This window comes from Flavobacterium petrolei, from assembly GCF_003314435.2.
In the GTDB taxonomy this organism is placed as follows: domain Bacteria; phylum Bacteroidota; class Bacteroidia; order Flavobacteriales; family Flavobacteriaceae; genus Flavobacterium; species Flavobacterium petrolei.
Map to the genome: position 1 here is coordinate 843,093 of NZ_QNVY02000001.1, position 22,890 is coordinate 865,982.

Annotated in this window: 19 protein-coding genes; 10 read left to right on the forward strand and 9 right to left on the reverse strand. The window is 35.0% G+C overall.

What is annotated here, in order from left to right; translation table 11 throughout:
- Positions 1-88: 88 nt before the first annotated feature.
- Complete coding sequence (locus tag DR871_RS03715; RefSeq protein WP_113664804.1) at positions 89-1,435, reverse strand: serine hydrolase domain-containing protein; 1,347 nt, start codon at positions 1,433-1,435, stop codon at positions 89-91.
- Positions 1,436-1,673: 238 nt separating this feature from the next.
- On the opposite strand from DR871_RS03715, the gene DR871_RS03720 reads away from it, so the two are divergent.
- The 8 genes from DR871_RS03720 (at position 1,674) to DR871_RS03755 (ending at position 8,039) form a co-directional block, all read left to right on the forward strand.
- Complete coding sequence (locus tag DR871_RS03720; protein ID WP_113664803.1) at positions 1,674-2,888, forward strand: aminotransferase class V-fold PLP-dependent enzyme; 1,215 nt, start codon at positions 1,674-1,676, stop codon at positions 2,886-2,888.
- 22 nt (positions 2,889-2,910) lie between these two features.
- Positions 2,911-3,342, forward strand: a complete 432-nt coding sequence (locus tag DR871_RS03725) for a hypothetical protein (RefSeq protein WP_113664802.1) — start codon at positions 2,911-2,913, stop codon at positions 3,340-3,342.
- A gap of 23 nt (positions 3,343-3,365) precedes the next feature.
- Positions 3,366-3,785 carry a SufE family protein gene (locus DR871_RS03730; RefSeq protein ID WP_113664801.1) on the forward strand — a complete coding sequence of 140 codons (420 nt, stop codon included), beginning with the start codon at positions 3,366-3,368 and terminating at the stop codon, positions 3,783-3,785.
- Between the two features lie 71 nt (positions 3,786-3,856).
- Complete coding sequence (locus DR871_RS03735; RefSeq protein ID WP_207209793.1) at positions 3,857-4,276, forward strand: GxxExxY protein; 420 nt, start codon at positions 3,857-3,859, stop codon at positions 4,274-4,276.
- A gap of 181 nt (positions 4,277-4,457) precedes the next feature.
- On the forward strand, positions 4,458-4,781 hold the full coding sequence (locus DR871_RS03740) for an SUF system Fe-S cluster assembly protein (RefSeq protein WP_113636249.1): 324 nt from the start codon (positions 4,458-4,460) through the stop codon (positions 4,779-4,781).
- A 1-nt stretch (position 4,782) separates the two neighbouring features.
- Positions 4,783-6,615 carry an ABC transporter ATP-binding protein gene (locus DR871_RS03745; RefSeq protein WP_113664800.1) on the forward strand — a complete coding sequence of 611 codons (1,833 nt, stop codon included), beginning with the start codon at positions 4,783-4,785 and terminating at the stop codon, positions 6,613-6,615.
- A 9-nt stretch (positions 6,616-6,624) separates the two neighbouring features.
- Positions 6,625-7,140: a DUF2480 family protein gene (locus tag DR871_RS03750; protein WP_113664799.1), complete on the forward strand. Its 516-nt coding sequence runs from the start codon at positions 6,625-6,627 to the stop codon at positions 7,138-7,140.
- A 50-nt stretch (positions 7,141-7,190) separates the two neighbouring features.
- A complete protein-coding gene (locus DR871_RS03755; RefSeq protein ID WP_113664798.1) occupies positions 7,191-8,039 on the forward strand; it encodes a DUF3078 domain-containing protein in 849 nt (282 codons plus the stop codon).
- A 155-nt stretch (positions 8,040-8,194) separates the two neighbouring features.
- Here the strand turns inward: DR871_RS03755 and DR871_RS03760 are convergent, their stop codons facing one another.
- From DR871_RS03760 to hflX, 4 genes are all read right to left on the reverse strand, one after another.
- The gene (locus tag DR871_RS03760; protein ID WP_113664797.1) at positions 8,195-8,749 is read right to left on the reverse strand and encodes an REP-associated tyrosine transposase; all 555 of its coding nucleotides are present in this window, start codon (positions 8,747-8,749) and stop codon (positions 8,195-8,197) included.
- A gap of 271 nt (positions 8,750-9,020) precedes the next feature.
- On the reverse strand, positions 9,021-9,899 hold the full coding sequence (locus DR871_RS03765) for a hypothetical protein (RefSeq protein WP_113664796.1): 879 nt from the start codon (positions 9,897-9,899) through the stop codon (positions 9,021-9,023).
- A 225-nt stretch (positions 9,900-10,124) separates the two neighbouring features.
- A complete protein-coding gene (locus DR871_RS03770; protein ID WP_113664795.1) occupies positions 10,125-10,685 on the reverse strand; it encodes a DUF6252 family protein in 561 nt (186 codons plus the stop codon).
- A 522-nt stretch (positions 10,686-11,207) separates the two neighbouring features.
- Positions 11,208-12,458 (reverse strand): GTPase HflX, encoded by a 1,251-nt coding sequence (gene hflX / locus DR871_RS03775; RefSeq protein WP_091258583.1) that lies wholly within the window; start codon positions 12,456-12,458, stop codon positions 11,208-11,210.
- 311 nt (positions 12,459-12,769) lie between these two features.
- Between hflX and DR871_RS03780 the strand changes: the two genes are divergently transcribed.
- Together DR871_RS03780 and DR871_RS03785 are read left to right on the forward strand one after the other, a co-directional pair.
- Positions 12,770-14,416 carry a DUF6377 domain-containing protein gene (locus DR871_RS03780; protein WP_113664794.1) on the forward strand — a complete coding sequence of 549 codons (1,647 nt, stop codon included), beginning with the start codon at positions 12,770-12,772 and terminating at the stop codon, positions 14,414-14,416.
- Positions 14,417-14,721: 305 nt separating this feature from the next.
- The gene (locus DR871_RS03785) at positions 14,722-16,839 is read left to right on the forward strand and encodes a glycoside hydrolase family 97 protein (protein ID WP_113664793.1); all 2,118 of its coding nucleotides are present in this window, start codon (positions 14,722-14,724) and stop codon (positions 16,837-16,839) included.
- A 116-nt stretch (positions 16,840-16,955) separates the two neighbouring features.
- Here the strand turns inward: DR871_RS03785 and DR871_RS03790 are convergent, their stop codons facing one another.
- From DR871_RS03790 to DR871_RS03805, 4 genes are all read right to left on the reverse strand, one after another.
- Positions 16,956-17,822, reverse strand: coding sequence for a hypothetical protein (locus tag DR871_RS03790; RefSeq protein ID WP_113664792.1), 867 nt, complete (start codon positions 17,820-17,822; stop codon positions 16,956-16,958).
- 206 nt (positions 17,823-18,028) lie between these two features.
- Positions 18,029-18,490 (reverse strand): FKBP-type peptidyl-prolyl cis-trans isomerase, encoded by a 462-nt coding sequence (locus tag DR871_RS03795; protein WP_113664791.1) that lies wholly within the window; start codon positions 18,488-18,490, stop codon positions 18,029-18,031.
- A 60-nt stretch (positions 18,491-18,550) separates the two neighbouring features.
- On the reverse strand, positions 18,551-19,906 hold the full coding sequence (locus DR871_RS03800) for a DUF5689 domain-containing protein (protein ID WP_113664790.1): 1,356 nt from the start codon (positions 19,904-19,906) through the stop codon (positions 18,551-18,553).
- A 10-nt stretch (positions 19,907-19,916) separates the two neighbouring features.
- A complete protein-coding gene (locus DR871_RS03805) occupies positions 19,917-22,754 on the reverse strand; it encodes a carboxypeptidase-like regulatory domain-containing protein (RefSeq protein ID WP_113665452.1) in 2,838 nt (945 codons plus the stop codon).
- Positions 22,755-22,890 lie beyond the last annotated feature (136 nt).

Consider the following 22,890-nt stretch of genomic DNA (forward strand, 5'->3'; position numbering starts at 1 on the left):
TCCAATTCAAGAAGTTAAATAGCAACCCTGTCAGAGTTTTGAACTCTGACAGGGTTTTTTAATATGACAAGGTTTTTTATTAATATGATTATTTCTTCACACTTTCAATAATCCCTTTCAACATTCCATTAAAATCAAAATTAGACTCTTCCTTCAAGCCCATTCGAACAATCACTAAATCAAGTGACGGAATAATCGCTACCATTTGCCCTTGAAAACCGCTGCAGTAGTACATATCTGTTGGAACATCGGGAAAATGTCCGCCGGCATTGAGCCAAAAGTGTCCGCCATATCTTCCGTTAGAAGTATTCGTAGGAGTTGCGGTATATTTTGCCCAACTTTCGTTGAAAATTTGTTCTCCATTCCAGTTTCCTTTGTGCAAATACAACAACCCAAATTTAGACCAATCTCTCGTTGTAGCCCAACCGTAGGATGAACCTACGTAATTCCCCACCATATCTGTTTCGATAACCATAGAATTCATTCCGATTTTATCTATTAAATCTGTATACCAAAAATCTAAATATTCTTGAGGTGTTTTGAACTGCTTGCGCAAAATCCCTGAAAGTAAATTCGTGGTTCCCGAAGAATAATTCCACCGCATATTGGGTTTAGATTCCGCCGGTTTTTCTAATTGTACGCGAGTCATATCTTCGGCTTGAAAAAGCATTTGAGTTGCATCACAAATTTTATCGTATTTCTCTTCCCACTCTAAACCGGAATTCATGTGCAGCAAATCATTTGTGGTGATAATTTTACGTTCATCATTTTGCCATTCCTTAATTGGCGCAGGATCATCAATATCAAATTTCCTTTGTTTCTCCAAAATTCCAAACATAGCGCTGGTAATGCTTTTGGTCATGGACCAGCCTAATATTCTACTGTTTTTATCAAAACCGGTATCATACTTTTCGGCTATGATTTTGTCCTTATAAATCACCAATAGGGAACGCGTTCTCTTTTTCAATTCTCCTTTTGCATCAAAAGCATTGGCGACAGCCGCATTCAATTTAGTATAATCAACATTAGCAAAAATGGTGTCTTTAGGTTCATTATTTCCATACGGAAAAGGTAAATTGTTATTCAATTTTGTTCTTTTGGGAACCAAATACGGTTTTGAAACATCAAAATCATCGTTGATTAAAGTCGCTCCCAAACCTTCACGGTAAATTGCTTTTCGTTCTTTCAAACCATAAACCGAAGCAACGGCAAACTTTCCGGCATCTTCAATTTTGTTTTTGGCCAAATCAATCATGTCAATATCATTGTCGCCTTTCTCAATCATTTCTTGCGAACGATTATCAATAAAATGACCCGAAGCGATACTTTTGGCTGAAAAGCCAGAAATTAAATCCAGTTTTGGATAAGTAGTGAACCCAACATAAAAGATTCCGATAAAAGAAGCAAAACCAACGAACTTGAATAATTTTTTCATAGAAAACTAATTTGAAGCAATTTAATAAAAAAGAACCACATTTTTGAACCAATACCGAATTGAGAAAATCAAGTTTTATTAACAAGTGTTTGCTAAAAATTAATTCCAATTTCACTACTTTTGTATTTAGAAAAATTCTAAATAATGAAAGGCTAATTTCAACTTAGTCTGTCAAAAAAATGTTGAATATTGGCAATCAATTTGACCCATAAAAACATTAAAAAAACAAGCCGACAAAATGTTAAACATTAATAAAATTAGAGCCGACTTCCCTATTCTTTCACAAAAAGTAAACGGAAAACCATTGGTTTATTTCGACAACGGAGCCACTTCGCAAAAACCACAAGTGGTGATTGATGCGATTTCAAAATATTATCAGGAAATCAACGCTAATATTCATCGTGGCGTTCACACGTTAAGTCAATTAGCAACTGATGCGTACGAGATTTCACGCGGTAAACTTCAAAGTCATATCAATGCAAAATTTGCCCATGAAGTACTTTTTACTTCGGGAACAACGCATGGAATCAATTTAGTTACTAATGGATTTGCTTCGATTTTGAAACCAGGTGATGAAGTTTTAGTTTCGGCATTGGAACACCACAGCAATATTGTGCCTTGGCAAATGTTGTGCGAGAAAACGGGAGCGACTTTGCGAGTTATCCCAATGAATCTTGATGGCGAATTGATTATGTCAGAGTATGACAAATTACTTTCGGATAAAACCAAAGTTGTTACCGTAAATCATATTTCGAATGCTCTTGGAACTGTCAATCCAATTAAATATATGATTGACAAAGCACATGAAGTTGGAGCGGCGATTTTGATTGACGGAGCGCAAGCTGTTCCACACTTGAAACCAGATGTTCAGGAATTGGATTGTGATTTTTATGTTTTTTCAGGACATAAAATATGTGGACCAACAGGAACCGGAATTTTATACGGAAAAGAAGCGTGGTTAAATAAATTACCGCCATATCAAGGTGGAGGCGAAATGATTAAGGAAGTGACTTTCGAGAAAACTACTTATGCTGAACTGCCCCATAAATTTGAAGCCGGAACACCAAATATTGCTGGAGGAATCGTTCTGGGAACTGCCGTTGATTATATGAATGAAGTTGGTTTTGACAACATTCAACAACAAGAAAAAGAATTACTGGAATACGGAACGAAACGATTATTGGAAATTGAAGGTTTAAAGATTTTTGGCACCGCCAAAGAAAAAACTTCCGTAATTTCGTTTAACATTGAAGGTATTCATCCGTACGATATTGGCACCATAATTGACAAATTAGGAATAGCAGTACGAACAGGCCATCATTGCGCCCAACCCATTATGAATTTCTTTAATATTCCGGGAACTATACGAGCATCATTTGCTTTTTATAATACCAAAGAAGAAATTGATGTTATGGTTGAAGCTATTAAAAAAGCGCAACTCATGTTGTCCTAAAAAAAATTAAAAATATCAACACATGAAAATTCTATCCTTACTATTTCTGACTATTTTTCTGGGCAACGGTTGCGATAGCGCCAAAGCTCAAGATATTGAAACCGCTGTTATTGAATACACAGCCAACACTAGAGGTTTTTATCAAAAAATAACAGTGAAAAATCAGATGCTGACGGTTTCAAAAGACAGAGACGGAAATGATAAACCGGTACCAACAAAAATTTCGGATGCCGACTGGAAAGAATTAGTGGATTTTTTTAAAAAGGTGGAATTGGATAGTTTATCCAAATTAAAAGCGCCAACCGAAAAACGTTTTTATGACGGTGCGGCTATTGCCAATTTGAAAATCACCTTCAAAGATAAAGCCTATGAAACGAATAGTTTTGATCATGGTTTTCCACCAAATGAAATTAAGAAATTAGTGAATGCGATAACTTCATTAGCTAAAGAATAAAACTGAAATAAATTCAGCATAGTATGAAAATTAAAGAGATACAAGAGGAAATTGTTGATGAGTTCTCCATGTTTGACGACTGGATGGAGCGTTATGAATACATCATCGAATTAGGAAAAAAACTTCCTTTGATAAAAGAAGAATTCAAAACCGAAAACAATCTGATTAAAGGCTGCCAGTCAAAAGTATGGTTGCAGGGGGAACAAACGGATGATAAAATTGTTTTCACTGCCGACAGTGACGCCATTTTGACCAAAGGTATTATTGCGATATTAATTCGGACTTTTTCCAATCAAAAAGCATCTGATATTCTCGAAGCCGACATGAATTTTATTGACGAAATAGGTTTGAAAGAACATTTATCACCAACGCGAGCTAACGGATTGGTATCGATGATAAAAAATATAAAAATGTATGCTTTGGCGTTCAATGCACAGAATTGATTTCAAACATATAAGTCATATCAGTTTTTTTAATTCAAATTAACATACACTAACTTTACCAACTTAAGCTGATGACTATAAACATAACGAGGAGTTATCTAAAAGATTTAGTGTATCAGGTTAATGGAGCAGCAATTGAAGTTCATAAAAGTATAGGTCCGGGTCTACTGGAATGTGTTTATCATCAATGCCTAAAAAAAGAATTAGAATTACGGAAAATAAATTATTCTTCTGAATTACTGGTCCCTTTAAAATATAAAGGACATGAATTAGAATCTAAATTGCGATGTGATTTATTTATAGAAAATGCTCTTGTTGTTGAATTAAAATCGGTAAGTGAAATAAACCCGATTTATGAAGCACAATTACTTACTTATATGAATTTATTAAATGCGCCAATTGGTTTATTGATTAATTTTAATGTGAAAAATATTTTCTACGAAGGTCAAAAAACAATGGTGAATGAATTATATAGGCGGCTTGAAGACTAAAAAAAATTAAACATATAAGTCATATAAGCAAATTAGATGAATGTTTTACTTTGAACAAAGAAACTTACATGACCTATATGTTTTAAAAATATTAAAAACTAAAATAAAACTTACACATACTTATATCTTCTTTAAAAAGAGAAACTTATATGACTTATGTGTTTAAAAAACAGACAAAATTATGACACAAGAAATAGACACCACTGAATTAGGAGAATCAATCGTAAAAATATTAAAGACCATTTACGATCCGGAGATTCCTGTAGATATTTACGAATTAGGATTGATTTATGACGTGATGGTTAATACAGATTATGAAGTGAAAATCCTGATGACACTTACCTCTCCAAACTGCCCGGTTGCAGAAAGTTTACCAAGAGAAGTGGAAGAAAAAGTAAAATCATTAGAGAATGTAAAAGATGCGGAAGTAGAAATTACTTTTGATCCGCCTTGGAGTAAAGATTTAATGAGCGAGGAAGCAAAATTAGAATTGGGAATGCTTTAAAATGGCGCGGACTCAACCCAAATCTTTAAACGATCAAAAAATTGGACTAAAATCTTCTTTTGATTCGCTTTTTTTTATACCCCGCTTTTTCAAAGAAATTTGGCGTACTAACAAAACGTTATTCTTGACATCAGCTTTTTGCAGAATCGTTGCGGCTTTGTTGCCCGTTGCAATTTTATGGGTTGGAAAACTCATTTTTGATGCCATCATACAAATTACAACACACGGCGAAAAGGATTATTCTGCGCTATGGCATTCTGTAGCAATAGAGTTTATACTCGTCGTGTTATCTGATTTGGTAGGTCGGGCAATTTCACTTACCGATGGAATTCTTGGAGATCAGTACAATATCAATAGTTCGATTAAAATTATCAAAAAGACTAATGAAATCGATATTAGTCTGCTAGAAAATTCTGAATTTTACGACAAGCTTGACCGAGCAAGAACGCAAACGGCAGGTCGTGTCGATTTAATGTCGAATGTTTTAGGTCAGGCGCAAACTACTATTTCTATCTTTTCGCTTGTAATAGGATTGATTTATTTTGAACCTTATTTAATTGTCTTATTAGTTTTAAGCATTTTTCCGTCTTTTATTAACGAAGTACGTTTCAGTCAACAACAATATTCGCTGGCTAGAAGCTGGACTTCCGAAAGAAGGGAATTGGATTACCTTAGATTTATTGGCGCTAATGATAAAACGGCAAAGGAAATTAAGCTTTTTGGATTAACTAGCTTTCTGGTCGAAAGATTTGAAACCCTTGCAACGCGCTATTTTAAATTAAATAAATCGCTCGTTGTAAAACGTTCCAGTTATGGGTTTTTATTTAATGTTTTAGGATCAATTAGTTATTATGCAGCATATGTTTTTATAATTTACAGAGTTCTTTCGGGCGGAATTACACTTGGTGAATTAACTTTTTTATCCGGGAGTTTCAATCGTTTAATGAGTAGTCTGCGAGATTTTTTTTCGAAATTTACTCGGATATCCGAAAGCTCTTTATATCTGAAAGATTATTTTGATTTTCTTGACATTCCGTCCGAAGATAAAAATGAAAAGGAGGTTCCGTTGCCAGAAAAAATCAAAATCGGATTTGAATTTAAAAACGTCTATTTTGCTTATCCGGAATCTGATAATCAAATAGTAAAAGACATTAGTTTTGTTATAAAAGCTGGAGAAAAAATAGCATTCGTTGGGCAGAATGGTGCTGGAAAAACAACACTTACTAAATTACTGCTTCGGTTTTACGAGCCAACATCGGGTGAAATTTTGCTTGACGGCATAAATATAAATCGATATAATAAGGCCAATTACCAGGAATATTTTGGAGTCCTTTTTCAGGATTTTTTCAAGTATGAATTTTCAGTGAAAGAAAATATCGCCATCGGCAAAATTGATGAAATTAATGATTACGAACGAATACAAAAAGCGGCTGAATTGAGTTTGGCCAACGAAGTTGTCTCTGAATTAAAGTATGGCTACGATCAACAACTAGGAAAACGATTTGCCAAAGGTCAGGAACTATCCGGAGGACAATGGCAAAAAATTGCATTGGCGCGGGCTTACATGAAAAACGCTGAGGTTATGATTCTAGACGAGCCCACATCGGCACTGGATGCCAAAGCTGAAAGCGAAGTTTTTGAACGATTTATAGGATTAATAAAAGATAAAACCAGTGTAATAATCTCTCATAGATTTAGCACTGTGAGACAGGCAGACCGTATTTTAGTCTTACAAGAAGGTAAGATCTTAGAATCAGGAACGCATAATGAGTTAATGGAAAATAAAAAATTATATGCCCAACTGTTCACACTGCAGGCTGAAGGCTATCTATAAAAAAATAGTATGGAAGATGAAATAATAAATAAAGTTGCGAATAGTGTTTTGGAAGTTTTCGATCTCGAAGATTATTATCCAAAGGGGATTCGTGCGCAAATTGACATTTCGCAATGGCTTTTGGAAGGTTTTTTATTGAAAGAAAAAGACTTTAGAGAGGAATTGAAAAATCACGATTGGTTACAATACCAAGATCAATATGTAGCTATTCATTGCAGTACCGATGCTATTGTTCCAGCGTGGGCTTCTATTTTGGTTGCCATTCAATTAGCGCCATTTGCCAAGAAAATCATCAATGGAACTTTAGAAGATTTAGACGCTTCACTCTATGAGGAATTATTGCCTAAAATTGACTATTCGGTTTATGAAAATAAGCCTGTTATTATAAAAGGATGCTCCAGAAAACCGGTTCCAATGCGGGCTTATGTACTTGCAGCACATTATTTACAACCTTTTGCCCGAAGTATTATGTATGGCGAGGCCTGCTCAGCTGTGCCGTTGTACAAAGCTTCAAAGAAAGGTTAATTTATTGTAATTTTTTTTTACTTTTATTGTAGCACTAAAAATATAAAGTCATGAAAAAAATAGCTATTTCTTTCGTATTTATTTTCACCATACTTTCTGTAACCGCCCAAGAAACAGCAACAGACACGATTAAGTATTGGACCAAAAAAGGAAACATCTCACTGCTTTTTAATCAATCGGCTTATAATAAGCAATGGCTGGGTGGTGGAACTTCGAATATTGCTGGGAATTTTGGACTGAATTATGACTTCAATTATAAAAAGGAAGATATCGTTTGGGATAACAAATTTATTTTAGCGTATGGTTTAACCAAAATAAAAGGAGACGAAAAAACCGCAAAAACAGACGATCGTTTGGAACTGAATTCCCTTTGGGGAAAGAAAGCCAAAGGACAGTGGTACTATTCGATGTTTTTTAATTTCAAGACTCAAATGGACACTGGATTAGACAAAAATGACGATAAAATATCGCATTTTTTCTCTCCGGCATATTTCCAGTTGGGACCAGGAATGCTGTGGAAAAAAAGCAATAATTTGAGTGTCAATTTTTCTCCAGCGACTGCAAAACTAGTTGTTGTTCACCCTCATTTTACTGAATTGGGGCCTTCTTTTGGAGTATTGCAAGGCGATTCTACTCGATTTGAGTTTGGAGCCAGTATTACGGCATACTATAAATTCAATATCATGACAAATGTATCTGTAGAAAACCGATTGAATTTATATTCCAATTATTTAGACAATCCTCAAAACGTTGATATCGATTACCAAATGAATGTCATCATGAAAATCAACAAATACTTGTCGGCTAACGTAGCTTTACAAGCCATTTATGATGACAATTCGATTCAAGCCGTTCAGGTTAGAGAAGTATTTGGATTAGGTGTTAATTACGGTTTTTAGGAAAATACTTTTTATAAAAAAGACCTTTAGAAATTTCTAAAGGTCTTTTTTTTTTGTTCTGTAGTGTCTCTGTACTCTGGTGCTCGTTTGCAACGAGTACCTACTTACTTGTGTGAACTAAATAAAGCGTTTGCAACGCGTTTAATATAAACAGATTACCATAAAGGTTCGACATTTACATTACAAAAAACAGTATTGTCTTCTTCATAATTTCTATAACTACTGTTTACATAATCTCTTTCATGAAAAACAATTTCGGCTTCAACAGGATTATAATGAATATAGTTTAGACGCTGTTCTATTTTTTCCAAAGTATCCAATATAGCGGGATGAAAACCATCTTGCCATACTTTATAATTTTTAGCTCTTCCTGATTTTTGAGCTTCAAAACTAAATTTCCGTAACAGCCATTCTCGCCTGCTCTCAGGGTGTTCTTTTATGGCTTCTATTAGTTTTTTCGATGTAAATTTTTTAAAATCCCGAATAACACCTTGTAATTCACCATCAAATGCTGTTACAATTAAATGAATATGACTAGTCATATATACATAAGCATGCACACTCAATCCTTTTTCCTTGATACAATAATTTAAAGATTCATCTAAAATAGTACAATAATTAGGTCGTACAAATAAATCTACCCAGTCTACAACTGTTATAGTAATAAAAGTAGGCACTGTACTATCGATAACTTTGTAATTCTCGGACATTTTTTTCAAATATTGATTTTAAGAAACGCTACTATAAAACAATCGTATACTCCTTTAAAGGAATTCCGGTTTTAGCGATCCGCGTTGCAAACGCTATAATTTGTTTCTTAATTTAAGTAGGTACTCGTTGCAAACGAGCACCAGAGAATATGGACAAACGAGCTCTAGTGGGGGACAAACGAGCGCTAGTGGTTTTAACGAAAACTTGATGCAAAACGATATTTCCAGTAAATTCCGCAATAGCCACACACGTGTGTCATATGCTATTTTTTTAGAGTTTAAATTCCAAATTATCAATAAAATAACTTTTCACTTTTGGAACATAATATTTAGTAATTTTTATTCTTCCTGTATCGTCAATTTTTCTTGAATAATTAAGTTCAACATTTAGTTTTACTTTGTTATTATGTTTTATATCACCTTGAAAAACGTGTTGTTTAAAACTTTCGTCTTGCATCTCAAAGTCAATTATTTGACTATTCAAAAAACCTTTCCATTTAAACTTACCTTGTTTTAAAGCAGATGATATTAAGTCTATTGTTTCTATTTGACCTTTGATATCAGGAATATTTTCGTCAAATAAAATGAATTGTTCAAATTCTCCTAATCTTAAAGTTTCTGGTTCAGAAGTTGTTTTGTAATTAAATTGTTTGTTTATAGTGATTTTTTTTATTCTTTTATATTGAGTTATTTTCTTGAAAAAATTTGAACGTCTCCAAAATATTTTATAATTCTTAATTAAAAATTCAATTATTTTATTTTTCAAATTTTCATCGATTTCAGTAATGTTTTTTATGCCAAGTTTATTTAATTCTGCTTTCTTTAGCTGATTGTCTAATTCGAGATTTTCAATTTGAAGTTGTGTTAGTTTTTTGTTTTGTACTGGAATTCGTGATACAATAAAAGTTAATATAGAAACTAATAAAGTTATCATTTCTTTATTTGCACCAATAAATTCCCAAACTTCTATAAAGCCTCCATTTTGTGGAGGTTTTGCTTCAATTAATATTTTTATTTCAAGATCTTGACTGACTTCTTCAAATAAATACAATAATTCTTTTTCACATTCATTTCTAACAATTGCATCAAATCCGTGTGAGTTATCAGAGAAAAAATAATGTAATTCAAATTGATTGTATTCTTCTTTCATAAGGTCTTTTTTTTAGTTTTGTTATAAAATATCTACCAACGTTTCGCTGCTTTGAGATGGCTGGAAGTGCGTAATCGCTCTATTTTCGGCTTAACGAAAACTTGATGCGAAACGGTAATTCCACTAAATTCCAGCTAGCTCAAAACAGCTGTTACAAGCAGTTATTATTTTTTATATTCCAAGTTGAAATTAACTTGAATCCATTATTGCGTAGTTTAAAATTTGTTAGTTTACATAATGCATATCGAAACGTCCTTCTCTTATTTTTACGATTTCCCCTTGTGGATTAATGGCATCGTACCAAAAAGTTCCTGATATTATTCGCTGTTGTGTGTTTAGTTTTGTTATTTTTAATTCGCCTGTAACTGTATTTGTAGTTTCAAAACTAATAGGCTGGCTAACGTTACTATAAATAGTGTATTCTCCAAAGTTTGAAATATAACTAACACCATTTTCCTTACTATCTATGAGACCATAAGTCATATTTTCGACTAATTGAGTTGGATTAGCTGCAATATTAATTACTTTATCAATATCAAAAGTTTTATTAACTATACTCAATCCCAAATGGTAACCATATTGATTTTGTTGGTAAAAACAACTTAAAATTGGACCGCCTAAACTTGTGCCTTTAGGCAAAAAGACTTCTCCATCTACCAAGCAACCCGCAGTATTGGCTCCAGTAGTTGTTGCTTGAGGTAATTGTTCAATGGGTGTTTTGTCTTCGTCTTTGTTGCAACAGCTTAAACTAAATGTAGTGAAAAGAATTAAAATTAAATTTTTCATATTCTTTGTTTTTTGAGTGTTAATTTTAAAATTAATTAAATAACCACGCCAAAGGCGAGGTTTTACTTTTTTTATTGTTTAGTTAAGCAATATATTATTCATTTCATTTCTATATTTTCTTTTAGCAGTATTTTTGAAATAATTGCTTGTAACTTGTATATAGGCGCTACAAAATAACGCATATACATCTCATTTTGGGTGGATAGGCGCTACTGCATAGCGTATTACTTTCAAATATACACTTTAATAATTATCTTACAAATCATCAATTGGACTTTTTATTTGTAAATTATCGTTATCGTTAATCCGCATGAAGGATGGCAGCAGAAATCCTCCCGATTTTTCTTCGGGAGATTATAGCGTCCCGAAGCCTCGGGATCCTGACGCAGCTGTAACGCAGAGAAAGCTGGGACATGCCCAAAAAAAATCCCTCTTGAAAATATCAAAAGGGATTCTGTTAGCGAACTAGCTCTGTTCTCGACTGCACTCGAACTGATAGCTATGTATTCTATAAATTGAAAATTATTCGTTTTCTTCTTCGTCTTTGTCTTCTTTCTCCACCGCGTCTTTATAATCCGGATATAAAAATTTATTGTACGGAAAACGGGTGATGTGAATTTGTCTTACGGCTTCGTAAACGCGTTCTCTGAATTCCTCAAAATTTTCTTTCTCGGTAGCCGAAATGAATAACGCATTTTGCTCTCCAACTCTGCTCATCCAAGTCGCTTTCCATTCTTCCAGCGTGTAATGTCTTGGCGTTTTCTCGGTCATTAAATCATCTTCATCAATAGTCAAATGCTTATACGCATCGATTTTGTTGAAAACCATAATAACGGGTTTGTCATTTGCCTTGATGTCCAATAACGTTTGGTTTACGGATGCAATATGATCTTCAAATTCCGGATGCGAAATATCAACTACGTGCAATAGCAAATCCGCTTCGCGAACCTCATCCAGCGTACTTTTGAAAGAATCAACCAGTTGTGTTGGCAATTTCCTGATGAATCCTACGGTATCCGAAAGCAGGAAAGGCAGGTTTTTGATAACTACTTTTCGAACGGTCGTATCCAAAGTTGCAAAAAGTTTGTTCTCTACAAAAACGTCACTTTTCCCAACGGCATTCATCAAAGTCGATTTCCCCACATTAGTATACCCAACCAAAGCCACGCGTACCATGGAACCGCGATTGCCTCTTTGCGTTCCCATTTGCTTGTCGATTGCTTTGATTTTATCTTTCAATAAAGCGATTCTATCTCGTACAATACGTCTGTCGGTTTCAATCTCTGTTTCTCCAGGTCCACGCATTCCAATTCCCCCTTTTTGACGTTCAAGGTGTGTCCACAATCCCGATAATCGAGGCAACATATAGATACATTGTGCTAATTCTACCTGCGTTCTTGCATACGAAGTTTCGGCACGTTGCGCAAAAATATCCAGGATAAGGTGCGTTCTGTCCAGAATTTTACATTCTGTAATGATTTTAGATATATTTTTTTGCTGTGAAGGCGATAATTCATCATCAAATACCAAAGTAGATATATCATTTTCTTTTACAAAAAGATGAATCTCTTCAATTTTTCCAGTTCCTACAAAAGTTTTAGGATTAGGACGTTCCATTTTTTGCGAAAAACGTTTCACCACTTGGCCTCCTGCGGTAAAAGTCAAAAACTCCAATTCGTCAAGATATTCGCGTAGTTTCTCTTCACTTTGGTTTTGAGTTACAATACCAACTATAGCCGTTTTTTCGAAATTTATTACTTCTTTTTCTAACATATTTTTGAATAAGTTACAAATTTAATGATTTGTAAGGGACTTATTGAGTTCTGGGTTTATAAAAAAACATAACGTGTGAATAATGATAGTATTTTGGTCGAACGACATATTAGACTGAAGAAAGATTTTTCCACGATTTAATCTTTACTTTTAAAAAAATTAGTCAATGTTCGGATAATTAGTGTCTAAAAGTTTATCGAAAAGAAATTAGCAAATTTGCGGTTATTTTAAAAACTCTTGCTTTTGCAAACCTTACTTTTGAAGTTCCATTGGATTTTTAATTATTTTTACAGCAATTTAATACCATTTGAATGAATCGCTTTTTGACAGTACTTATTGCATTCTTGCTTCCTGTTTTTCTTTTTGCCCAAAATAATTCTGAACAATTATTGCAGGAATTGGATCGAACAGTTGCTGATTACCAATTGTATTCAGATAAAAAAGAGATTCAAATCAACAAACTCAAAGAACTGCTGCTTTCTACTTCGTCCGATATTCAAAAATATGATGTTTACGGAAAGTTGTATGCGGAATATAAATCGTATCAATCCGATTCAGCGTTGATTTACGCTCGAAAGAGTTTTCAAATAGCCGAAAAACTAAATGACATTGAAAAGCTAAATCATGCCCGATTAAATCTAGCTTCCATCATGGGAACATTAGGAATGTACAAGGAAGCAACCGATATTCTTAATCGAATCAACATCAATACTTCACCCGAACTAAAAGGCTATTATTTCACCGTAAATAGCGTCGTTTATGGCTATATGTCTGATTATGCGGCTTCGCTTCAGGAAAAAAAGAAGTATATTGTTTTAACAAAAAAGTACCGTGATTCCTCTTTAAATTATTACAAACCGCAATCAAGCGCCTATATTATGTCGAAATCCAGTTCACTTCTTGATGCTGGAAAACACAAAGAAACACTGACTTTATTACTGAACTATTTCCCGAATATCGCTCACAACAGTGATGATCGAGCGGTTATTGCCTACATTATTTCACAGGCGTATCGCCAAAAAAAAGATGCTGAGCAGGAGAAAAATTGGTTGACTATTTCGGCTATTTCCGATTTGCAATTGGCCAAAAAAGAATACATTTCGTTGCGTTCCTTGGCTTTTCTAATGTATGAAAACGGGGATATTGACCGCGCTTACAAATACATAAAACGCTCGCTTGAAGATGCTCTTTTTTGTAATGCACGCTTACGAACCTACGAAATATCGAAGATGCTGCCTATTATCAACGAGGCGTATCAAAAACAAAATGAAACTAATCGATTTCAGTTGGTACTGTTTTTAATAAGTGCGAGTATCTTATCCGTGTTCTTGTTGGCGGTGCTTTTTTTACTTTTTAAGCAAATGAAAAAATTGTCTAAAGCTAAGCAGGATTTAAGTTTAGCAAACAGCAAGCTTTCGGAGTTGAATAGGGAACTAAATACTTTCAATGAAAAATTGAATGAGACGAATTATACGCTGACCGAAGCCAATCTTTTGAAAGAAATATACATTGGTCGTTACATGGATCAGTGTTCAGACTACATCGGAAAATTAGACGAATACCGCCGAAAACTGAATGTGATGGCAACAACAGGAAAAATGAATGACCTGATCAGTGCTGTAAAATCAAAACAATTTGTCGAAAATGAGCTTGCTGCATTTCTCACAAATTTCGACAAGACATTCCTGCAACTCTTTCCTAATTTCATACCAGAATTCAGCGCTTTATTGATTGATGAAGAAGCCATACAATTGAAGGAAGGTGAACTACTAAATACGGAACTACGAATCTTTGCACTGATTCGTTTGGGTATTAAGGACAGCGCAAAAATTTCGACTTTCCTTCGGTATTCGGTATCCACGATTTACAATTATCGTTCGCAACTCAAAAACAAAGCAGCAGGTCCACGAGAAGATTTTGAAGCTAAGGTAATGCGGATTGGAACCAATCTAAAATAGAAAAATGCTGTTTTTCAAGAAGGTCTTTGCGATTAAAACAATCTCAAAGACCATTTTTTTATTATAAATCCACCACTTTTTTTAAATACTAAATTTACATAATAAACAGTTATTCAGTATCTTGCATTTAAAAATTAGAAATTAAATCTACTTTTTTATGATGACAAAAATATGTAGTGTGTAAAGCGTTTACTTTTACCTTTTCGAAATCTGGAAAACTTTGGGTTTTTCAATAAATCGATTTCGTGAAAATCATAATCTATTAACAAACCTGAAAAATTAATTTATCAAATTCTATTTAAAAAATGAAACAATTTCTTTTTACAGCCCTAATGTGGCTCGCGTTTTTTAACCCTGCGCAATCGCAGCAGTTAAAATCACCAAATGGAAAATTTGTGATGGAGTTCTCCTTACAAAATGACGGAACTCCAAGTTACAGTTTAAATTACAAAAATAAAGCAGTTGTAAAACCAAGTAAATTGGGTCTAGAGTTAAAAAATGACAAAAAATCGTTGTTAAATGACTTTACTATTATTGACTCGAAAGCGACAACTTTTGATGAAAACTGGAAACCAGTTTGGGGAGAAGTAGCCTCCATTCGCAATCATTATAACGAATTAGCAGTAACCTTAAATCAAAAAGAAACCGAAAGACAGATTGTGATTCGTTTCCGTTTGTTTGACGATGGTCTAGGATTTCGTTATGAATTCCCTTCGCAAAAAAACCTTACTTATTTTGTAATCAAAGAAGAAAGAACACAGTTTGCCATGACAGGCGATCATACCGCATTTTGGATTCCTGGCGATTATGATACCCAAGAATATGATTACACTACCTCAAAATTATCAGAAATCAGAGGATTGGCTGAAAAAGCAAAAACTGCAAATGTTTCGCAAACTTCTTTTTCTTTGACAGGAGTTCAGACTTCGCTAATGCTAAAAACAGCGGACGGATTGTATATCAATTTACACGAAGCTGCATTAATCGATTATTCTTGCATGCATTTGAATCTGGATGATAAAACTATGGTTTTCGAATCTTGGTTGACACCAGATGCAAAAGGAGACAAAGGATATATGCAGGCTCCACATCATTCACCTTGGCGTACCATAATTGCTAGTGATGACGCAAGAGAAATTCTAGCTTCAAAAATGACATTGAACTTGAACGACCCTAACAAAATTGAAGATACATCATGGATAAAACCAGTTAAATACGTAGGTGTTTGGTGGGAAATGATCACCGGAAAAAGTTCTTGGGCGTACACGGATGAATTTCCTACGGTACAACTTGGCGTAACTGATTTTTCAAAAGCGAAGCCTAATGGAAAACATGGTGCCAATAACGCCAATGTGAAAAAATATATTGATTTTGCAGCGAAACACGGCTTCGATGCGGTTTTGGTCGAAGGCTGGAACGAAGGTTGGGAAGATTGGTTTGGTCATTCTAAAGATTATGTTTTTGATTTTCTGACTCCGTATCCGGATTTTGATGTCAAAGGATTGCATGAATATGCCAAATCAAAAGGCGTTAAAATGATGATGCACCATGAAACTTCGGGTTCAGTACGTAACTACGAACGCCACATGGATAAAGCGTATCAGTTTATGAAAGACAATGGATACGATGCTGTAAAAAGTGGTTATGTAGGTTCTATCATTGAAAATGGTGGAAATCATTACAACCAATTTATGAATAATCACTATCAATTCGCAATAGAGAAAGCTGCTGATTATAAAATTATGGTGAATGCTCACGAGGCAGTTCGTCCTACAGGAATTGCAAGAACCTACCCGAACCTAATTGGTAACGAAGCGGCAAGAGGAACCGAATATCAGTCTTTTGGCGGATCAAAACCAAATCATGTGACTGTGTTGCCTTTTACACGTTTAGTGGGCGGACCGATGGATTATACTCCTGGAATTTTTGAAATGGATTTGAGTAAAATGAACAAGGACAACAATTCCCATGTAAACAGTACGATTGCAAATCAACTGGCATTGTATGTAACGATGTACAGCCCACTGCAAATGGCAGCTGATACTCCAGAAAATTATGACCGCTTTCCAGATGCTTTTCAGTTTATCAAAGATGTAGCGGTAGATTGGTCGGACAGTAAATACCTTGAAGCAGAACCGGGTCAATATGTTACCGTTGCGCGTAAAGCAAAAGTGACTAACAATTGGTTCATCGGTAATGTCAATGGCGATACTTCTCGCACCTCAACAATCAAATTTGATTTCTTGGAAAAAGGAAAAAAATATGAAGCAACCATTTATGCTGATGCAAAAGATGCACATTATAAAACCAATCCACAAGCCTATACGATTCGTAAAATGACGGTAACCAACAAATCAAAACTAGCACAACTTAGTGCTCCGGGTGGAGGTTATGCGATAAGCATCGTTGAAATCAAAAAGTAACTAACTAAAAAAAGGCTGTCTAAATAGACAGCCTTTTTATTTTCTAAAAATTCATAAATTACATTATATCATAAAAAAATACTTAAAGAAAAACAGGATTTTACATTGACTTTCTATTATTCGTATAAATAATTAAACTCCGTTTTTACTATCCCATTTTCTTCTACAAGGGAACAGGATACCGGATAGTTTAAATTATTGTATTTGTATTTTCTGCTTTTACCAATAGCATTTACTGCAGTAGAGGCAAAACTTAATTCATTATTATTAGATATTGATTCAAAATCAAATTCATCTTCATGAAAAGAAACTAATGGCACAATCGTTTTATAATTTTGACCAAAAATGTTTTTTACTATTAATAAATCAGCAGAGTTTTTATCATCAAAAGTATAGTTCTTTATTGATTTGTCACCAATCAATCCTTTATGTCTGATAATATTGTCTTTGAAATACACATACTCTATTTTATTAACTATTTGTTGATTTCGATCCCTAGAAGAACGTCTGGATACAAGACCATTTTCAACAACATATTCAATATCTTCAATCAGGGTTTGATGACTGTTACTTTTTTTAGTTACTGCTTTTATTCTTGATCCTTCATAAGTTATCGTAACTGTTTTAGTGACCAGTTCTCCGCCTTCCTCGTATTTCTTGGTAAACTTTACCAATTGATCCTCTTTATTATAAGCGTAATTTACAACCTCTTTCCAGTTACTTCCTTGTCGTTCTTTTACTGTCATATCCAATAATTCTTTTGGATTATAAAAAAAACTTTGAATGACGTCAGACGTTTTAATGGACTGTAATTTTCCGTCCTTAAACAAAATGGTTTTATTTATAATCTCACCACTTTTTAAGTTTCGAAAATTAGTCTTTACAATATTAATTTGCTTTAAATTGACTGAATTTTCTGTAATTTGGCTTTGTGCCAAAAAAGGGAAGGAGATAATAAATAGGGCAATAAAGTAGGTTTTCATTCGGTATCTATATCTTTTTGGAATTGCCAAAATACAAAAACCAATCAAAGTATAAAATTTTTACTCCAAATATATTCTTCAATTTGAATACAATCCGTTTAGGTGTATCTATTATCAAAAAAACAGGAGCAATCTAAACAAATAGATAACTCCTGTTTCTGATAGGACAGACTTTAAAATTTTTAATGATAGCTGACCAATAAATCTTAATTTACTTTAATCAGTTTGACATCGAAAACAAGTACAGATCCTCCTGGAATCGGCCCGCTACCATTGCTTCCATACCCTAAATGAGAAGGAATTAAAAGAACCCCGTTTCCACCTTCTTTAAAATAAGGAATACCTTCTGTCCATCCTTTTATCACTTGGTTCAAACCAAAGGAAATTCCTTCTGGTTTACTTTGATCAAAAATATTTCCATTCGTAAAATATCCTTTGTATGCCACTGTAACATTAGATGAAGCTGTTGGTTGAGCGCCAGTTCCCGCTTCATTAATAACATAATACAAACCTGAATCGGTTTTTGTAGCAGTCAATTTATTTTTGGCAATGTAATCCACGATTTCTTTTTCGTTTTGCACCGTGTAATCAACAGGTTTAGATGATTCGTTATCTGATAAACAAGAAACAAATAATAAAGAAATTAGGGCTAATAAGGTAGATTTCATAATTTAATTTTAATGTTAAGGCTGCAAATATAGTAATTCAAGCAAAGCCTTTTATAAAAATCATTTATCACCAAAAACTTGAACATCATCTACTTGAAAAGCACCATCCAGAGCCAGATTTTTGCCGGAACCGGTATATTTAAAAGCAATATTGATTTTGCCTTTGTACGAAGATAAATCTGCGGCGCCACTTCCTATAAATTGATACCAAGGCGTGGCTTGTTTGGGTAAATTAACCACCAATGGAGTCCAAGTCGCAGCAGCAAAATTCAATCCGTCAAAATTACTGGAAACATAAACTTCAAGAGAATTTAATGGTGAATCGACATCTAAATGATGCTGAGCGCTTCTAAAAGTCAGGACTTCTTTCGTATGAACATCCATGTCAATTTTTGGCGAAATCAACCAAGCAATATTCGAAACGACTTTGGTTCCACTAATGGCAAACTCGGCATACCCGTTTCCGGAATACACTGTGCCTTTCCAGAAAAGCGTTCCTTTTTGGACCATGTTTGCCCAACCGGGAAGACTCAAATTCGACTTATCGACAACTTTTTCAAAATCTTCAGAGAAAAAAGGAACTGCTCTGATTCCGGTCATCACGACATCTTTTTCGGAACGGGGTAATAATTGGTAATCAGTTCCATATTTCGTCAAAATTCCTCTTACTTTTCCGCTTCCATTGGGAACTATTTTAGTTGCAAAATCAGAAAAACTACTCGTTCTAAAATACACTTGATTGCCTAATCTATCCATCAAACCCCAGTTCGTCGCACCCCCCACATTATTAGTTTCCTCAAAATAATGACGCCCTACTGCAGCAGCTGAAAACTGAACATCAGACAACTCAACCAATGTATTCAAATTAGAATCATTTAGCAGTTCCGACATGGTTAACGAGCGAACTAAAGCCTCCTCTTTGACATTCGTACACGACGCATTCAACACTTCTTTATACTCATTTTGCGAAAGCCGCCCTACTCCGCCTTCATTATAGGAATTCACAAAAATGCTTCCGATACGCATTCCGCCGAATGAAATATCCGTGTATTGGTCTTTCAACTTGATGTATACTTTATTGCCTAACCTGTAATCAATATACAAGTTTGTAGCATCCACGGGAACGCTAAATCCAATGGCTGGTGTAGTGGCTGTTGCCAAAGTCTGAAAGGAAATCGACTTGAAAAAATTCCCCGATTCATCGCTGGAAACTACATACGCCTCGATGACATCATCGTATTTGTATTGTGTTACAATGGCATTAGCAACCGCATGAACTTCGCTAACTGATTTATTTATAACTAAATCCGGCTGCGTACAAACTAGTTTTGGAGCCACAACCTCATCTGTCACGCAACTACCAAATGTGATTGTCAATAACAACAATGAAAACGGTTTGTAGAATTTTGATTTCATATACTTTAATTTATAGATTGATATAAAGATTCACGAAATACGTTCTGCCGTATCCGTAGAAATATTTTGGTCCAAAAGAAGGCGTACCACTGGAAATATCTTGATTAATTTGCCTGAAATTCGCATTTCGGGCTTGTTCGTATCCACCCGTTTTATAGGTAACATCAAGCACATTATTGATGCTGGCAAAAACGCCAACATTCTTTCCATAAATTCGCCATGACTTTCCACCCACGAGATTGAGCAACATTGTAGGATCAAATTCTTCTTGTTTTAAAAATACTGCGGCTCTTTCTTCCGTCGCCTCCGGAAAATTGAAACCGCTTGCGGGATTCTTATAAAATATTTCGGTTCTGGAAATGGGTGAAATATCAATATAATTGTTGGTGAGGTAGTTTACATTGGCGCTAATCCACCAATATTTAGGATCTCGATATTCAATTCCCACGGAGTATGCGCGTTGTGGCATTCCCGCTTGCTTGTAATTTTTGAGGGAAGCCGTTCCAAAATCAAAAACCGGACTGGTATTTTCTGGAGTTGCTTCGGCATCGTTTGTCAACGTCACCTTTGGATTACTGTCATACGTATATTCACCAAAAGCAGCTGAAAAAGTGGTTTTAAATGTTTGTGTCAATTGATATTCCAAACTAAATTCGACACCTATATTCTTCTTGTTCAATTTTGTTAATGTTTGGCTTACAAAAGCATCGGTGTTTAAATATCCTGAGCCATCATCAAAAATTCCTTCGGCATAAAAGAAGGAAATTTGAGTCGCATTTTTAATTAGGGAATAATAGGCTGTCAGTCGGGCTTTCAGTTTTGGAGACCGATAAACATAACTAGCGTCCAAACTGCTGATGTTCTCACTTTCGATTCCATCTACAATTGTATTATTCAATCGGGAATTTGCAAACGTATTTTTTAAAGAAGGTGCTTTAGTTAAATGTGCCGCATTGAAAGTCATCAACTGCTTACCGGAGATTTTCAAATTGAATCCGGCTTTGAAGCCAAAGTTTTCAAACGCAACTTTCTCACTTTTCCCGAAGGAATTGGTTTCATAGATTCCGTTTTTGTACAAACCTTCTCTTTGATAATTTGCGGTTGAAAAATTTTGAGCCAGATAAAAATCTACTTTGTTGTAGGTGAATTTGAATTGGGTAAACGCTTCTAAAGTATTGGCGAAATAATTATAGTTGTATCCGTATGTATCGCCAACGACTACTTGACGGTCTGGATTATTCAAATCAGATTGCGATTGATTTCCGCTATAAAAAGCATCAATATCTTCAAAATAAGAACCGCCAAGCAAATCCAACAATTTTTGTGAATTGTGCGATTTTAGTTTTTTGAAAGATGCTCCGGCATTCAAAAAAACATTTTCTGAGAGTTGCGCGCTCAGATTTGTTGTGGCCACCGCCGTTTCATCTTCCACTTGATCTTCATACAAAACGTACTTACTTTTTGTAGGTTCGTAGCCCGTAATTGTTCCATTAGCATCCAAAATTGGATTTTGATTGGCTTGGTACAATGCCGCCCAATCAATTTGAGGATTTGCTAAAAATGCCACTTTGCTTTTTTCCGCATTTTCATAATCTGGAGTGAATGCTCCCGAAAATTCTCCGTTGTCCGGTGCATAAAGCGAGCTGTAATAACTGGGCATTTTTCTGTAATACGTTGGGTCCGGACTATTCGCATTTTGATAATCGATGTTGCTGTTGGCAATTTTCCCAAATTGATACATCACACTCGAATTCAGGTTAATTTTATCATTGATTTTAAAATAGTGATTCAGCATCATCATGGGTTCTTCAATGGTTTTTATGCGGGCATTTCTTTTTTCACCGCCCTGAAAACCCCAATACGAATTGTATTTTACGTTTGTCAGCTGCGTAACTTCGGCGGTGTTTGGCGAATTTTTGGCTCTGGAATTCGGCGTGTAAAGCGCGGTCAAATTCAAGGAATGCTTCTCGCTCAACTTTTTTTCGAGACTTATAAAAAAGGAATTCGCATCATAACTTGTCCCTTCAAAATAGCCTTCCTGCGCCCAGCGCTTTCCTGCCGAAACTACAAAAGCCCAACCGCGGGAATTCATGCCGGAAGCATGCGTTGCCATGGTGCGCCAACTGTAATTGGTATTGGTTGATGAAAATGAGATTCGGGAACCAGGTCTGTAAATGGAAGCCCGCGTGTTAATTTCCTGTGTTCCTAAAATACCTCCAAATGTATAATCCGAAGGAGCGGTTCCCAGGGTGAATTCCTGATTGCGGAGTGCATCATTCAATCCGCCCCATTCGCCCCATTGTGGTCTTCCGTCATAAATTTTATTCATGGAAACGCCATTAATCATCATCGTGGAATGTTCGCTGTCTAATCCACGAACTCTAAAACGAGCTTGTCCCCAGTTGAAAGCAGCGGCTTGCAAGAAAGCATCCCTGGAAGATTGTAAAAGTCCGGAAGTACTTTCGGAACTGCTGTTGTCCTCGCCAAAATCGCTTTCGATAAGTGTGATGATGCTGTTTTGCTGTTCCGTGGATTGGTCTTCTTCTAAAGTTATGGTTCCCAAATCCAGCATTTGTCCTTCGGTAATTTCAACGGGATACAAGCCATCTTTGAAACCCTGACTGTGTACCAGAAGCAATATATTTCCTGTGGGAACTGAATCAAAATTAAAATTACCATCCTCTTTTGTGAGTTGCATTAAAGTCGTATTTTGAACACTGACGACGACAAAACCTAATGGATTTTGGGTTTTGGAATCCACGACTTTTCCAAAAAAACCCGTACTGTTTTGTGCAATACTACATCCAATATGAACCATAAAGAAGAATGCAACGTAAAATTTACTCATAGATTTAGATGATGAGGTTACAGTATAAAAAGCGGGAATTGTGATAATAAGTTCAACCGCTACAATGAATTGCAACGGTTGAACTAAAAACATTGAAAACGTAATCCGAAATGGGATAACGCTAAATAATTAAAAG

Coding starts and splice junctions, on each gene's coding strand:
- DR871_RS03715 (WP_113664804.1), bottom strand. CDS start 1,435: ATGAAAAAATTATTCAAGTTCGTTGGTTTTGCTTCTTTTATCGGAATC.
- DR871_RS03720 (WP_113664803.1), top strand. CDS start 1,674: ATGTTAAACATTAATAAAATTAGAGCCGACTTCCCTATTCTTTCACAA.
- DR871_RS03725 (WP_113664802.1), top strand. CDS start 2,911: ATGAAAATTCTATCCTTACTATTTCTGACTATTTTTCTGGGCAACGGT.
- DR871_RS03730 (WP_113664801.1), top strand. CDS start 3,366: ATGAAAATTAAAGAGATACAAGAGGAAATTGTTGATGAGTTCTCCATG.
- DR871_RS03735 (WP_207209793.1), top strand. CDS start 3,857: ATGACTATAAACATAACGAGGAGTTATCTAAAAGATTTAGTGTATCAG.
- DR871_RS03740 (WP_113636249.1), top strand. CDS start 4,458: ATGACACAAGAAATAGACACCACTGAATTAGGAGAATCAATCGTAAAA.
- DR871_RS03745 (WP_113664800.1), top strand. CDS start 4,783: ATGGCGCGGACTCAACCCAAATCTTTAAACGATCAAAAAATTGGACTA.
- DR871_RS03750 (WP_113664799.1), top strand. CDS start 6,625: ATGGAAGATGAAATAATAAATAAAGTTGCGAATAGTGTTTTGGAAGTT.
- DR871_RS03755 (WP_113664798.1), top strand. CDS start 7,191: ATGAAAAAAATAGCTATTTCTTTCGTATTTATTTTCACCATACTTTCT.
- DR871_RS03760 (WP_113664797.1), bottom strand. CDS start 8,749: ATGTCCGAGAATTACAAAGTTATCGATAGTACAGTGCCTACTTTTATT.
- DR871_RS03765 (WP_113664796.1), bottom strand. CDS start 9,899: ATGAAAGAAGAATACAATCAATTTGAATTACATTATTTTTTCTCTGAT.
- DR871_RS03770 (WP_113664795.1), bottom strand. CDS start 10,685: ATGAAAAATTTAATTTTAATTCTTTTCACTACATTTAGTTTAAGCTGT.
- hflX (WP_091258583.1), bottom strand. CDS start 12,458: ATGTTAGAAAAAGAAGTAATAAATTTCGAAAAAACGGCTATAGTTGGT.
- DR871_RS03780 (WP_113664794.1), top strand. CDS start 12,770: ATGAATCGCTTTTTGACAGTACTTATTGCATTCTTGCTTCCTGTTTTT.
- DR871_RS03785 (WP_113664793.1), top strand. CDS start 14,722: ATGAAACAATTTCTTTTTACAGCCCTAATGTGGCTCGCGTTTTTTAAC.
- DR871_RS03790 (WP_113664792.1), bottom strand. CDS start 17,822: ATGAAAACCTACTTTATTGCCCTATTTATTATCTCCTTCCCTTTTTTG.
- DR871_RS03795 (WP_113664791.1), bottom strand. CDS start 18,490: ATGAAATCTACCTTATTAGCCCTAATTTCTTTATTATTTGTTTCTTGT.
- DR871_RS03800 (WP_113664790.1), bottom strand. CDS start 19,906: ATGAAATCAAAATTCTACAAACCGTTTTCATTGTTGTTATTGACAATC.
- DR871_RS03805 (WP_113665452.1), bottom strand. CDS start 22,754: ATGAGTAAATTTTACGTTGCATTCTTCTTTATGGTTCATATTGGATGT.